The sequence below is a fragment of the Streptomyces sp. NBC_01618 genome (genome assembly GCF_045209435.1).
GTDB lineage: Bacteria > Actinomycetota > Actinomycetes > Streptomycetales > Streptomycetaceae > Streptomyces.
On record NZ_CP109297.1, the window covers coordinates 2,067,936 to 2,081,792 of the forward strand.

The window sequence follows — 13,857 nt, forward strand, 5'->3', positions numbered from 1 at the left end:
GATCGCTTTTCATGGGAGAGGTCCGATTGGCCACCGAGGAATCGGGGCGGGGCGGCACCCGGGCGCCGAGCACCGTCCGGTCACGCCGCTGTGCCGCATTCGCCGTCTGGTACCTGCGTGTCGTGTCGTTCATCAATTTCCTGAGTGCCGTCTGGGTCACTCTCGGCAACGACCTGCGCCGCCACAACACCGCGAACTACTTCACCCCGTACCTGCTCACCGCGGGCTTCTCCTCCGGGGTGGTCGCGCTCTTCCTCGCGATCACCATGCGCCGCCGCAAGCGGGCCGCCTGGATCGTGAACATGGTGGTGAGCAGCCTGCTGTTGCTGCTCTTCGTCCTGGTGATCCCGTTCCCGGAGGTCCGGCAGTACCCGCAGAACTGGTTCTCGCTGACGCTGACCGCGGCCTTCGTCCTGGCGCTGGCCCTCGGTCGGCGTGAGTTCTACGCGAAGGGCGACCGGTCCAATCCGAAGCTGGCCGCGGTCGTCGCGGTCGGCGGGCTGCTGGCCACCTCGCTGATCGCCGCGGGCCTGGTCACCCTCACCAACACCGCGCACGACGAGTTCCGCTCGACCTTCCTGGACCGCTGGCGCTACGGCACCCTGCGACTGATCTCGATCACCGACACCGACACCAACTACGCCGGGATCACCACGCCGGGCTGGGTCAACGTCAGCATCAACATCCTCTCCACCCTGCTGCTGATCGCCGTGGTGTACGCGGCGTTCCGGGCCCGCCGGGCCGTCGACCCGATCACCCCCGAGGACGAGGCCCGGCTGCGCGTGCTGCTCGACAAGCACGGTGAGCGGGACTCGCTCGGCTACTTCGCGCTGCGCCGGGAAAAGAGCGTCGTCTGGTCGCCGACCGGGAAGGCCGCCGTCGCATACCGGGTGGTAGGCGGGGTCTCGCTCGCCTCCGGTGATCCCATCGGCGACCCGGAGGCGTGGCCCGGGGCGATCGAGCCGTGGCTGGCCGAGGCCCGTGAGCACGGCTGGATCCCGGCGGTGATGGGCGCGAGCGAGGAGGGCGGCACCGTCTACGCGCGGCACGGTCTCGACGCCCTGGAGCTGGGCGACGAGGCCATCGTGGAGACCGCCGACTTCACCCTCGAAGGACGGGCGATGCGGACCGTCCGTCAGGCGTACAACCGGATCAGGCGCGCCGGGTACGAGGTGACCGTGCGACGGCACGCCGAGATTCCGGACGACGAGATGGCCGAACTGGTGCGGTGCGCCGACGACTGGCGCGACGGGGCGACCGAGCGCGGCTTCTCCATGGCGCTGGGCCGGCTCGGCGATCCGGCCGACGGCCAGTGCGTGATGCTCGAATGCCGCAACGCACCCGCCGGGAAGACAGGCGCGCCCACCGTAGAGGGCGCCGGGACCGCCGGAAGTGGTGTCGTAGCCAATGGAAGTGACGCCGTGGCCACCGGAAGTGGTGCCGTGGCTGCCGAAAGCGGTGGCGTGGTTGCCGAAAAGGGAAGCACCCCCGTCGCGAAGGGCACCGCGCCGGGCGAGTTGCGCGCCGTACTGAGCTTTGTGCCGTGGGGACCGAACGGCCTCTCGCTGGACCTGATGCGCCGTGACCGCGACTCCGAGAACGGCCTCATGGAGTTCATGGTCATCGAACTCCTGCAGCGCGCCGAAGAGATCGGGATCACCCAGGTCTCGCTGAACTTCGCGATGTTCCGGTCCGTCTTCGAACGGGGTTCACGGCTCGGCGCCGGACCGGTGCTGAGGCTGTGGCGCTCCATGCTCAGCTTCTTCTCGCGCTGGTGGCAGATCGAGTCGCTCTACCGCGCCAACGCCAAGTACCGGCCGATCTGGGAGCCACGCTTCATGCTCTTCGAGAAGAGCTCCGACCTGCTGCGCATCGGCCTCGCCGCGGGCCGCGCCGAAGGGTTCCTGGAGGCGCCCGGTCTGCCCAAGTGGCTGCACCGCTCGCATCTCGGGGCCGGTGGATGAGTTTCGTACGCCCGCCGAGCGGGGCGGCCCGCCGCGAATGGGGTCTGCTCCTCGCCACGGTACGCGCGGGGCTCACCGCCTCCCGGCTGCGGGCGGTCCCCCTGACGCTCGCCGCGGTCTGTCTGACGGCGCTGCTCCACTCGGTGGAGAACCAGCCGTGGGGGTCCGGGGCGGTGCGCGCGCTCGGGGCGGTGCGGGCCGAGGATCCGTTGTGGCAGGCCCTGCTGCGTACCCCGTTGTCGCTGTTCGTCCCGGCGCCGGACCTGCCGGTGTGGGGGGCGCTGGCGCAGATCCTGATGGTGTTAGGGACAGCCGAGATCTGTCTGGGCCGGTGGCGCACGCTCCTCATCGCGTACGTGGCGACGCTGGCCGGGACGCTGTACGCACGGATCGGTGTTTCGATCGACCCGGACGGTCCGTTCGGACTGCCCGCCTCCGACGCCCGGATCGTCGACACCGGTCCGTCGGCGGCGGTGGTGGGTCTCGCCGTCTATTTGTGTTGCGTCTACCGGGCCTGGTTCACCGGGGTGCTGGTGATCGCGGCGATGGTGGTCGAGGTGAACTACAAGAACAATCTGGCCGGCAAGGAGCATCTGGCGGCGATCGCCGCGGTGCTCGTGCTCTGCGCGGTCACGGTCCGCCGGAACCGGCGCCGGTACGCGCGCCGCCGCGATCAGGGTTTGCGTCCGGGAGCCGGGACCCGGTCCGGTGCCCCGCCGATGAGGTCCTGAAATCTGCGGCGCGGGCCCGCCCAGCGCACATCGTGGTGGTAGGCGCGCAGCACCGCCCGGGCACGGGCGCGGTGCCGGTTGCGGTAGAAGCGCTTCGCCCACATCGAGGTCGGCCGGGCCAGCCGGATCGCCCCGATCAGCGCGACGAACGGGACGAGGGTGCCGACGACCGCGAGCCGTGCCTTGCCCTTGAACAGGGCGATCAGCACGAAGCAGAAGTTGACGATCAGGGTCAGGACGACCCCGAGCCTGCCCTGCTGTTCGGCGCTGCTCAGCTCGTTCACGCCGAGCGGCGAGAACCCGGCCAGGACCAGCAGCACCAGCGCCGCGGTGAGGACGACGACCTCCACGCTCTGCCGGCCCTCCTCGGTCCAGTACACGTCGTCGAGATGGAGGATCAGGGCGAACTCGTCCAGCACCAGACCCGCGCCCATGCCGAAGATCACCGCACAGACCGCCGCGGCGACGCCCTGGCGCCCGCTGGCGACCGCCCCGAAGCCGCCGACGACACTCAACACCACGCCGGGCACCACGTGGTGGACGTGCACTCCGCCGGGCGTGATGTTGCGGAACGGGCCCTTCCCCGCCCTGATCATCCGGGTGATGAACCGGGTGACGGCGAAGGTGAGCACGAAGGCGGCCAGGGCGAGGAGCAACGGCACCTTCCCCGGCTCGACGATGTTCTCCTCGAACCAGTGACCCATGCCACCCACTCCAGATAAGTCGCTTTCGTCATGATCCGTCGTGCTATGACCAATCTATCGGTCCGGCACAGCGATTAGCCTGCGCGCCGTGACCTCCCTGAACCTCCACGGCCTGCGTTTCGCCTTCGGCACCCTGACCGTGCTTCCCGTCCGCGTCACCCGCTGGGACCGCGGTACCGCCCGCGCCGGGATGCTGTGCGCGCCGCTGGCCGGTCTCGTCGTGGGGCTCCTCGCCGCGGTGCCCGGTGGCCTGTTGCTGCTGCTCGGCTCCGGTCCGCTGCTCGCCGCGGTGGCCTCCGCCGCCGTGCCCGCGGTGCTGACCCGGGGCCTGCACCTGGACGGTCTCGCGGACACCGCGGACGGCCTGGGCAGCGGCAGGCCCGCCGACGACGCGCTGCGGATCATGAAGCAGTCGGACATCGGGCCGTTCGGGGTGATCACCCTGCTGTTCGTGCTGCTGGCCCAGGTCGCGGTCCTCGACCAGCTGTACGGGCAGAGCTGGGCACGCGGCACGGTCGCGGCAACCGTCGCGGCGGTCACCGCCCGGCTCGCGCTCACCCTGGCGTCCCGTCAGGGCGTGCCGGCGGCCCGTCCGGAAGGGCTGGGTGCGGCGGTGGCGGGGACGGTCACGGTCCGGGCCGCGGTGGCGGCCGGGGCGGTCGTGGTCGTGGCCTGCGCGGGTGCCGGTGCGCTCTTCGGCGGCTACGGGGCGCTGCGCCACGCCCTCGCCGCGCTGCTCGCCCTCGGCGTCGCCCAACTCCTGCTACGGCACTGCGTGCGCCGCTTCGGCGGGGTGACCGGCGACGTCTTCGGCGCGCTGGCGGAGACGGCGGCGACGGCGGCCCTGGTGGTGCTGGCGCTCGGCTAGAGCCTCTCGACCTCGGAGCCCGATCCGGCCGTCCCCCGTGGTCGAAGCCGTCGATGTCGTACACCGGGACGTCCACCGTGGGGTCAAGCCGGCCGGAGAGCTGCCACTGCCGGCCGATGCCCGGCTCCGGCCGCCACCGGTCCTTCGAGGCGGGCTCCGCGGCCGTGGTGCAACCGGTCAGCAGGGCCGGCAGCATCAGTACGGTCGCGGGCAGCGCCCGCAGCGATCCCGCACGCGTGCAGCCCCGCGGGCGCGCTTGATCTTCTCCCCCTGCTGGTCCGGCACCACCAACGACCCTACGTCCACGCTCCGTTCCGGCCGCACGGGCCCGGTCCCGGACCGCTCGCTGCCCGTGGCCCGGATCGCCGCAACAGGACGCCGACGGCCCGCCGCCGTGATACCGCAGCAAGGGCGCGCGTAGGCTCATTCCCGGCACATTGCGGCGGCGTCCACGATGCGCCGGGCACGGTCGGCCCACCCATCGACCGACAACGAACTCAACGGAAGCGAGATTTCACCACCGTGACTGCTCTGACTCTCAGCACTGCAGGTGCGGCGACGCTGCGCGCCGACGCACTCGTCGTCGGCGTCGCCAAGGGCGCTGGATCCAAGTCTGGGGACCTGGTCCTCGCACCGGGCGCCGAGGCCGTGGACAAGGCGTTCGACGGAAAGCTCGCCACCGTCCTGGAGGCCCTGGGCGCCGCAGGTGCCGAGGGCGAGGTGACCAAGCTCCCCGCGCCCGACGGCCTCAAGGTCCCGGTCGTCGTCGCGGTCGGCCTCGGCTCCGTACCGAAGAAGGACGAGGCGTACGACGCCGAGGCGCTGCGCAAGGCCGCGGGCTCCGCCGCGCGCGCCCTGGCCGGTTCGAAGAAGGCCGGCTTCGCGCTGCCCGTCGCCTCCGTCGAGGACGCCGGGGCGATCGCCGAGGGCGCGCTCCTCGGTGCGTACGCCTTCACCGCGTACCAGGGTGGCGAGAACAAGCTGGCGCCCAAGGACAAGAAGAACGGCAACGGCCCGAAGCAGCCGCTCGCCGAGGTCGCCCTGCTCGGCACCAAGCCGCGCGACAAGGCGTTCAAGGCGGCCGCCGACCGCGCGCTCGCGATCGTCGAGGAGATCAACCGCGCCCGCGACCTGATCAACACCCCGCCGAACGACCTGTACCCCGAGTCCTTCGCCGCCGTGGCCACCGCCGCGGGCAAGGAGCACGGCATCAAGGTGCAGGTCCTCGACGAGAAGGCGCTCGTCAAGGGCGGCTTCGGCGGCCTGCTGGGCGTCGGCCAGGGCTCGACCCACGGCCCGCGCCTGGTGAAGCTCGCCTACACGCACCCGAAGGCGGAGAAGACCCTGGCCCTCGTCGGCAAGGGCATCACCTACGACTCGGGCGGCATCTCGCTGAAGCCGGCCGGTCACAACGAGACGATGAAGTGCGACATGAGCGGCGCCGCCGCCGTGTTCGCGAGCGTCGTCGCGGCCGCCCGTCTGGGCCTGCGGGTCAATGTCACCGGCTGGCTGGCGCTCGCCGAGAACATGCCGTCGGGCAACGCCACCCGCCCCGGTGACGTGCTGCGCATGTACAGCGGCAAGACCGTCGAGGTCCTCAACACGGACGCCGAGGGCCGCCTCGTCCTCGCCGACGCGCTGACCCGCGCCTCCGAGGAGAACCCGGACGCGATCGTCGACGTGGCGACCCTGACCGGCGCCATGGTGCTGGCACTGGGCAACCGCACCTTCGGCATCATGGCCAACGACGACGCCTTCCGTACCTCCATCCACGAGATCGCCGAGGAGGTCGGCGAGGCCTCCTGGCCGATGCCGCTCCCCGCCGACCTGCGCAAGGGCATGGACTCCCCGACCGCCGACATCGCCAACATGGGCGAGCGGATGGGCGGCGGCCTGGTGGCCGGCCTGTTCCTGCAGGAGTTCGTGGGCGAGGGCATCGCCTGGGCGCACCTGGACATCGCGGGCCCGGCCTTCCACGAGGGCGCGCCGTACGGCTACACGCCGAAGGGCGGCACCGGTTCCGCGGTCCGCACGCTGGTGAAGCTGGCGGAGCGCACCGCGGCCGGAGACCTCGGCTGACGTCGCAGCTGGTGTACGGCCCCGGGCATACGTCCGGGGCCGTACGTGTTCCCCCGGTGGCATCGCGGCACGGTTCCGGCAGGTTTCGCTCTCAACGAAATCAGTAGGCCCTCCCGCCTCCCACCACCACCCTTCCGACGCCGCGCTGCACGCCTATCCTTTTTCTACGCAGCGGTAACCACCTGAGACGGATGATCATCCGTCTCAGACCTGGGCCCCGCGTCCCGCCCACCGTCAACAAGTGCGAAGATGGGTTCTCGGCAGGACAGGGCCCCCACCACAGGGCCGAATATCAAAGCGGCCGAACACCAGCCGACCGGCCGGTCATCCCCCAGCGACGGGGCCCGGCATACGGCGCACATGCATGGAGGACGTGACGTGGCGAACGACGCCAGCACCGTTTTCGACCTAGTGATCCTCGGCGGTGGTAGCGGCGGTTACGCCGCGGCCCTGCGCGGAGCGCAGCTGGGCCTGGACGTCGCTCTGATCGAGAAGGGCAAGGTCGGCGGTACCTGCCTGCACAACGGCTGCATCCCCACGAAGGCCCTGCTGCACGCCGGCGAGATCGCCGACCAGGCGCGCGAGGCCGACCAGTTCGGTGTCAAGGCCACCTTCGAGGGCATCGACATCCAGGCCGTCCACAAGTACAAGGACGACGTGATCTCGGGCCTGTACAAGGGTCTGCAGGGTCTCATCGCCTCGCGCAAGGTCACCTACATCGAGGGTGAGGGACGGCTCTCCTCCCCCACCTCGGTGGATGTGAACGGCCGCCGCGTCCAGGGCCGCCATGTGCTGCTCGCGACCGGCTCCGTGCCGAAGTCGCTGCCGGGCCTGGAGATCGACGGCAACCGCATCATCTCCTCGGACCACGCGCTGAAGCTGGACCGCGTCCCGAAGTCCGCGATCGTGCTGGGCGGCGGCGTCATCGGCGTCGAGTTCGCCTCGGCGTGGACCTCCTTCGGCACCGACGTCACGATCATCGAGGGCCTGAAGCACCTCGTCCCGGTCGAGGACGAGAACAGCTCGAAGCTTCTTGAGCGCGCCTTCCGCAAGCGCGGCATCAAGTTCAACCTCGGTACGTTCTTCCAGAGCGCCGAGTACACGCAGGACGGCGTCCGCGTGACCCTCGCCGACGGCAAGACCTTCGAGGCGGAGGTCCTGCTGGTCGCCATCGGCCGCGGCCCGGTCTCGCAGGGCCTGGGCTACGAGGAGGCCGGCGTCGCGATGGACCGCGGCTACGTCCTCGTCGACGAGTACATGCAGACCAACGTTCCGACCATCTCGGCCGTGGGCGACCTGGCCCCGACGCTTCAGCTCGCCCACGTCGGCTTCGCCGAGGGCATCCTGGTGGCGGAGCGGCTGGCCGGTCTGAAGACCGTTCCGATCGACTACGACGGTGTCCCCCGGGTGACGTACTGCCACCCCGAGGTCGCCTCCGTGGGCATCTCCGAGGCCAAGGCCAAGGAGCTCTACGGCGCGGACAAGGTCGTCGCTCTGAAGTACAACCTCGCGGGCAACGGCAAGAGCAAGATCCTCAAGACCGCCGGCGAGATCAAGCTCGTCCAGGTCAAGGACGGTGCCGTGGTCGGCGTCCACATGGTCGGTGACCGTATGGGCGAGCAGGTCGGCGAAGCCCAGCTGATCTACAACTGGGAGGCGCTGCCCGCCGAGGTCGCGCAGCTCATCCACGCCCACCCGACCCAGAGCGAGGCGCTCGGCGAGGCCCACCTGGCCCTGGCCGGCAAGCCCCTGCACTCCCACGACTGATCAGTCGACCGGGCGCGACGACCGACCTACTTCCGCACTTTCGTTAAGGAGCAACTGAAACCATGTCGGTTTCCGTAACCCTTCCGGCGCTCGGCGAGAGCGTCACCGAGGGCACTGTCACCCGCTGGCTGAAGGCCGAGGGCGAGCGAGTCGAGGCCGACGAGCCGTTGCTCGAGGTTTCGACCGACAAGGTCGACACCGAGATCCCGGCCCCGGCGGCCGGCATCCTCGCGGCCATCAAGGTCGCCGAGGACGAGACCGTCGAGGTCGGCGCCGAGCTGGCCGTCATCGACGACGGCACGGGTGCGCCTGCTGCCGCCGCGGCTCCGGCCGCCGAGCCCGCGGCCGCCCCGGCCCCGGCGCCGGTCGAGGCCCCCGCCGCCCCGGCCCCCGTGGCCGAGGCTCCGGCCGCCGCCGCTCCGGCCGGTGGCGCCGCCGGTACCGACGTCACCCTCCCGGCGCTCGGCGAGAGCGTCACCGAGGGCACCGTCACCCGCTGGCTGAAGGAGGTCGGCGAGGAGGTCACGGAGGACGAGCCGCTGCTCGAGGTCTCCACGGACAAGGTCGACACCGAGATCCCGGCCCCGGTTTCCGGTGTGCTGCTGGAGATCGTGGTCGCCGAGGACGAGACCGCCGAGGTCGGCGCCAAGCTCGCCGTCATCGGTGCCGCGGGTGCCGCTCCGGCGGCTGCCCCGGCTCCGGCCGCTCCGGCGCCCGTCGCCGCCCCGGCCCCTGCCGCTCCCGCTCCGGCCCCGGTGGCGCCCGCCGCCCCGGTCGCCGCTCCGGCTCCGGTGGCCCCGGCCGCTCCGGCGCCCGTCGCCGCTCCGGCACCCGTTGCCGCCCCGGCTCCGGTCGCCCCGACGGCCCCCGTCGACGAGGGCGCGTACGTCACGCCGCTGGTGCGCAAGCTCGCCTCCGAGAGCGGTGTCGACCTGAGCACCGTCAAGGGCACCGGCGTCGGTGGCCGGATCCGCAAGCAGGATGTCGTCGCCGCCGCGGAGGCCGCCAGGGCCGCCGCCGCTGCCCCGGCCCCCGTCGCTGCGACCGCCGCCGCCAAGGCGCCGAAGCTGGAGGCCTCCCCGCTGCGCGGTCAGACGGTCAAGATGACCCGCATGCGCAAGGTCATCGGCGACAACATGATGAAGGCGCTGCACTCGCAGGCCCAGCTGACCTCGGTCGTCGAGGTCGACATCACCAAGCTGATGAAGCTGCGCAACCAGGCGAAGGCCGCGTTCGCCGCCCGTGAGGGCGTCAAGCTGTCCCCGATGCCGTTCTTCGTGAAGGCGGCGGCCCAGGCGCTGAAGGCCCACCCGGTCATCAACGCCCGGATCAACGAGGACGAGGGCACCATCACGTACTTCGACTCGGAGAACATCGGCATCGCCGTGGACGCCGAGAAGGGTCTGATGACCCCGGTCATCAAGGGTGCGGGCGACCTGAACATCGCCGGTATCTCGAAGAAGACCGCCGAGCTGGCCGACAAGGCCCGCGGTGGCGGCCTGACGCCGGACGACATGTCCGGTGCCACCTTCACCATCAGCAACACCGGCTCGCGCGGTGCGCTGTTCGACACCGTCATCGTGCCCCCGAACCAGGCAGCCATCCTGGGCATCGGTGCCACGGTCCGCCGCCCGGTGGTCATCGACCACCCGGACCTCGGCGAGACGATCGCGGTGCGCGACATGACGTACCTCTCGCTCTCCTACGACCACCGTCTGGTGGACGGCGCGGACGCCGCCCGCTACCTGACCTCGGTCAAGGCGATCCTGGAGGCCGGTGAGTTCGAGGTCGAGCTCGGCCTCTGAGCACCGCGGTTGTAACCAGCCTCACCAGCGGCGCCCCCGTCCGGACCACTTCCGGGCGGGGGCGCCGCCGTATTGTCTAGTCACCACCGGTCGCCGCTTCGGCGTCGACCGGATCGGCAGCGCCGGTTTCTCCGAAGGAGCCCCTCATGACCCCGCCCGTCGTCCACTCGCTGCGCGAACAGATCCGCGAGCACATCGTGGACGGGATCGTCAGCGGGCGCTGGAAGCCGGGCGAGCGGATCGTGGAGCGGCGGATCGCCACCGAGCTGGAGGTCAGCCAGACGCCCGTACGCGAGGCGCTGCGGGAGTTGGAGACGCTCCGGCTGATCGAGTCGGCGCCCAACAAGGGTGTACGCGTACGGAACCTGACCGCGGCCGACCTGGAGGAGTCCTATCCGGTACGGGCCGGCCTGGAGCAGATCGCCGCGGAACTGGCGGCTCCGGCGCTCGGCGAGGACTGCTCGCGGCTGTCGCCGCACGTGGCGGCACTCTACGAGGCCGACCGGCTGGCCGACGGCGAGGCGCAGGTGCGGCACACGGTGGCGTTCCACCGGGAGATGGTGCGGGCGGCCGGGAACGCCGTACTGCTGCACACCTGGGAGGGGCTGGGCATCGAGGTGTTCACCGCCCTGTCGATCCGGTGGCTGGGCACGGTGCAGAAGTCGTACGCGGAGGAGCACGAGGCGCTCATCGAGGCCTTCCTGCGGAAGGACCCGGAAATCGGGGCACTGGTCAAGGCCCACGTCCTCGGCTGTGCCCCCCGCGCCTGAGTCCGTAAGCGTCACGCGCGTCACGGACCCTAGGAGCGTAAGCGTCACGCGCGTCACGGACCCTAGGAGCGTAAGCGTCACGCGCGTCACGGACCCGAGGAGCGTAAGCGTCACGCGCGTCACGGACCCGAGGAGCGTACGCATCGCGGGCCCGGGCCGCGTACGCGTCGCCGTCCGAGCGGCGTCAGGCATTTCCCGCAGCGGATGCGTACGCGCGACGCCGCCCGAGCGGCTTGCTCATCTGGCACAAGATGCGCTCATCCGTGCAGACCAGCGCCCCTTTTGCGCGCTAAATCCCGTCACTCCGTGCCCGGCTTTACGGCACCGAATGCCACTTTCTTCATATCGAGAAGTTTTGCCGTTCATCCTTTGATCGATCATCGATCGGCGGCTTAGAGTTCACTCCGCGGGCCCACCGGCCCCATCGCCCTGTCCTGCCAGCCAGGGCCTTTCTCCACCCCCCTCCACTCCGGAAGGCGGCGATCATGACCGACCCCGTAGGAAAGCTTCCGAGCGAGCTCGATCAGCTCCCGGACCGTGACCCCGAGGAGACCGCCGAATGGGCGGCCTCCCTGGATGCCGTCACCAAGGCCGCGGGCCCGCACCGCGCCGCGTACCTGATGCGCCGCTCGCTCCAGCATGCCGAGGGCGCCGGTCTCGCGCTGCCCAAGCTGCTGGAGACCGATTACGTCAACTCCATCCCGACCGCCGCCGAGCCCGCGTTCGACGGCGACCTGGAGATGGAGTCCCGGATCACCGCCTGGAACCGCTGGAACGCGGCGGCGATGGTCACCCGCGGCTCCCGGTTCGGCGTCGGCGGCCACATCGCCACCTTCGCCTCGGCGGCCTGGCTGTACGAGACCGGCTTCAACCACTTCTTCCGCGGCAAGGAGGGGGACGGCTCCGGCGACCAGCTCTACATCCAGGGCCACGCCTCCCCCGGCATCTACGCCCGCGCGTTCCTCGACGGCCGGCTCAGCGAGCAGCACCTCGACAACTTCCGCCAGGAGGTGGGCGGCGACGGTCTGCCGTCCTACCCGCACCCGCGGCGGCTGCCCTGGCTGTGGGAGTTCCCCACCGTGTCGATGGGCCTCGGCCCGCTCTCGGCGATCTACCAGGCGCGCTTCAACCGTTACCTGGCCAACCGCAACATCAAGGACACGTCGAACTCGCACGTCTGGGCCTTCCTCGGCGACGGCGAGATGGACGAGCCCGAGTCGACCGCGGCCCTCGCCCTCGCGGCGCGTGAGCGGCTCGACAACCTGACCTTCGTCATCAACTGCAACCTGCAGCGCCTCGACGGCCCGGTCCGCGCCAACTTCCGCGTGGTCCAGGAGCTGGAGGGCGCGTTCCGCGGCGCTGGCTGGAACGTCATCAAGACGCTCTGGGGCAGCGCCTGGGACGAGCTGTTCCAGCTGGACACCACCGGTGCGCTGGTCCGCCGGCTCCGGGAGGTCCCGGACGCGCAGTTCCAGACGTACGCCACCCGCGATGTCGCGTACATCCGTGAGCACTTCTTCGGCGCCGAGCCCGCGCTCGCCGAGCTGGCGAAGCTGCTCACCGACGCGGTGATCGCCGAGTGCTTCTACAACTCGCGCGGCGGCCACGAGGCCCGCAAGGTGTACGCGGCGTACAAGGCCGCCGTCGAGCACAAGGGCGCGCCGACCGTGATCCTCGCGCAGACAGTGAAGGGCTACACGCTCGGCAAGGGCTTCGAGTCCAAGAACGCCAACCACCAGATGAAGAAGCTGACGATCGACGAGTTCAAGGGCATGCGCGAGCTGCTCGGACTCCCGATCCCGGACAGCGCCTTCGCCGACGGCCTGGTGCCGTACGGCCACCCGGGCGCCGACTCCCCCGAGGTCCGCTACCTCCAGGAGCGCCGCGCCGCCCTCGGCGGCCCCGCACCGGCCCGCCGGGTGCACGCGGTGGCGCTGCCCGAGCCCGAGGAGCGCGCGTTCAAGGCCCTGTACAAGGGCTCCGGCAAGCAGGAGATGGCCACGACCATGGCCTTCGTGCGCCTGGTCAAGGACCTGATGCGGGACAAGGAGACCGGTAGGCGCTGGGTGCCGATCGTCCCGGACGAGGCCCGTACCTTCGGTATGGAGTCGCTGTTCCCGTCGGCCGGCATCTACTCGCCGCTGGGCCAGACGTACGAGCCGGTCGACCGCGACCAGCTGATGTACTACAAGGAAGCCAAGGACGGCCAGATCCTCAACGAGGGGATCACCGAGGCCGGGGCCATGGCCGACTTCATCGCCGCCTCGACGTCGTACGCGACGCACGGCGAGGCGATGATCCCCTTCTACATCTTCTACTCGATGTTCGGCTGGCAGCGGACCGGCGACCAGATGTGGCAGCTCGCCGACCAGCTCGGCAAGGGCTTCATCGTCGGCGCCACCGCGGGCCGTACGACGCTGACCGGTGAGGGCCTCCAGCACGCGGACGGCCACTCGCACCTGATCGCCGCCACGAACCCCGCGTCGCTCAACTACGACCCGGCGTTCGCGTACGAGATCGCGGTGATCGTCAAGGACGGTCTGCGCCGGATGTACGGCCCCGACGCCGAGAACGTCTTCTACTACCTGACGGTCTACAACGAGCCGAAGCCGCAACCCGCGATGCCGGAAGGCGTCGAGGACGGCATCATCAAGGGCCTCTACCGCTTCAAGGAGGGCACGCCCACGGCGGCGGACGCCCCGCAGATCCAGCTGCTGGCCTCCGGTACGGCGATCCACTGGGCCCTGGAGGCCCAGGAGCTGCTGGCCGCTGACTGGGGGGTCCGGGCCGACGTCTGGTCCGCCACCTCGTGGGGCGAGCTGCGCCGCGAGGCGCTGGAGTGCGACGAGGCGCTGCTCCGCGGTGAGCAGCGGGTGCCGTACGTGACCCAGGCGCTGGCGGGCGCACCGGGTCCGGTCCTCGCGGTCAGCGACTGGATGCGGCAGGTCCCGGACCAGATCAGCCAGTGGGTGGAGCAGGACTGGTCCTCGCTCGGCACGGACGGCTTCGGCCTCTCCGACACCCGTGAGGCGGCCCGTCGCCACTTCGGCGTCGACGCCCGGTCGATCACGGTCGCGGCCCTGGCGCAGCTGGCCCGCCGCGGCGAGGTGTCCGCGTCCGCGGTCAAGGACGCCCGGGAGCAGTACGGGCTGTGACCTGATGAGGAGGC

The 13,857-nt window shown here is 70.8% G+C and carries 9 protein-coding genes; 8 read left to right on the top strand and 1 reads right to left on the bottom strand.

The annotated features are described in order from the left end of the window. The first annotated feature begins 11 nt into the window (after positions 1–11). Together OH735_RS09795 and OH735_RS09800 are read left to right on the top strand one after the other, a co-directional pair. The gene (locus OH735_RS09795; RefSeq protein ID WP_406380999.1) at positions 12–1,964 is read left to right on the top strand and encodes a phosphatidylglycerol lysyltransferase domain-containing protein; all 1,953 of its coding nucleotides are present in this window, start codon (positions 12–14) and stop codon (positions 1,962–1,964) included. Next, positions 1,961–2,695 carry a hypothetical protein gene (locus OH735_RS09800; protein WP_406381000.1) on the top strand — a complete coding sequence of 245 codons (735 nt, stop codon included), beginning with the start codon at positions 1,961–1,963 and terminating at the stop codon, positions 2,693–2,695. Before OH735_RS09795 ends, OH735_RS09800 begins: the two co-directional genes overlap by 4 nt. On the opposite strand, the gene OH735_RS09805 is transcribed toward OH735_RS09800, so the two are convergent. Continuing rightward, entirely contained in the window at positions 2,638–3,399 is a 762-nt protein-coding gene (locus tag OH735_RS09805; protein ID WP_406381001.1) for a hypothetical protein, read from the bottom strand. The genes OH735_RS09800 and OH735_RS09805 overlap by 58 nt on opposite strands. Positions 3,400–3,487: 88 nt before the next feature. Between OH735_RS09805 and OH735_RS09810 the strand changes: the two genes are divergently transcribed. The 6 genes from OH735_RS09810 (at position 3,488) to aceE (ending at position 13,843) form a co-directional block, all read left to right on the top strand. Beyond that, positions 3,488–4,267 carry an adenosylcobinamide-GDP ribazoletransferase gene (locus tag OH735_RS09810; RefSeq protein WP_406381002.1) on the top strand — a complete coding sequence of 260 codons (780 nt, stop codon included), beginning with the start codon at positions 3,488–3,490 and terminating at the stop codon, positions 4,265–4,267. A 522-nt stretch (positions 4,268–4,789) separates the two neighbouring features. Next, on the top strand, positions 4,790–6,346 hold the full coding sequence (locus OH735_RS09815; protein ID WP_406381003.1) for a leucyl aminopeptidase: 1,557 nt from the start codon (positions 4,790–4,792) through the stop codon (positions 6,344–6,346). Between the two features lie 378 nt (positions 6,347–6,724). Continuing rightward, the gene (gene lpdA, locus OH735_RS09820; RefSeq protein ID WP_406381004.1) at positions 6,725–8,113 is read left to right on the top strand and encodes a dihydrolipoyl dehydrogenase; all 1,389 of its coding nucleotides are present in this window, start codon (positions 6,725–6,727) and stop codon (positions 8,111–8,113) included. A gap of 62 nt (positions 8,114–8,175) precedes the next feature. Then, entirely contained in the window at positions 8,176–9,918 is a 1,743-nt protein-coding gene (sucB, locus tag OH735_RS09825; RefSeq protein WP_406381005.1) for a 2-oxoglutarate dehydrogenase, E2 component, dihydrolipoamide succinyltransferase, read from the top strand. Between the two features lie 146 nt (positions 9,919–10,064). Then, positions 10,065–10,688: a GntR family transcriptional regulator gene (locus OH735_RS09830; protein ID WP_406381006.1), complete on the top strand. Its 624-nt coding sequence runs from the start codon at positions 10,065–10,067 to the stop codon at positions 10,686–10,688. Positions 10,689–11,173: 485 nt separating this feature from the next. Next, positions 11,174–13,843 carry a pyruvate dehydrogenase (acetyl-transferring), homodimeric type gene (aceE, locus tag OH735_RS09835; RefSeq protein WP_406381007.1) on the top strand — a complete coding sequence of 890 codons (2,670 nt, stop codon included), beginning with the start codon at positions 11,174–11,176 and terminating at the stop codon, positions 13,841–13,843. The last annotated feature ends 14 nt before the right edge of the window (positions 13,844–13,857 follow it).

What these genes read in the sequence shown, in the direction of transcription:
- OH735_RS09795 (WP_406380999.1), top strand. Translation starts at nt 12, where the DNA reads ATGGGAGAGGTCCGATTGGCCACCGAGGAATCGGGGCGGGGCGGCACC.
- aceE (WP_406381007.1), top strand. Translation starts at nt 11,174, where the DNA reads ATGACCGACCCCGTAGGAAAGCTTCCGAGCGAGCTCGATCAGCTCCCG.
- sucB (WP_406381005.1), top strand. Translation starts at nt 8,176, where the DNA reads ATGTCGGTTTCCGTAACCCTTCCGGCGCTCGGCGAGAGCGTCACCGAG.
- OH735_RS09830 (WP_406381006.1), top strand. Translation starts at nt 10,065, where the DNA reads ATGACCCCGCCCGTCGTCCACTCGCTGCGCGAACAGATCCGCGAGCAC.
- OH735_RS09805 (WP_406381001.1), bottom strand. Translation starts at nt 3,399, where the DNA reads ATGGGTCACTGGTTCGAGGAGAACATCGTCGAGCCGGGGAAGGTGCCG.
- OH735_RS09800 (WP_406381000.1), top strand. Translation starts at nt 1,961, where the DNA reads ATGAGTTTCGTACGCCCGCCGAGCGGGGCGGCCCGCCGCGAATGGGGT.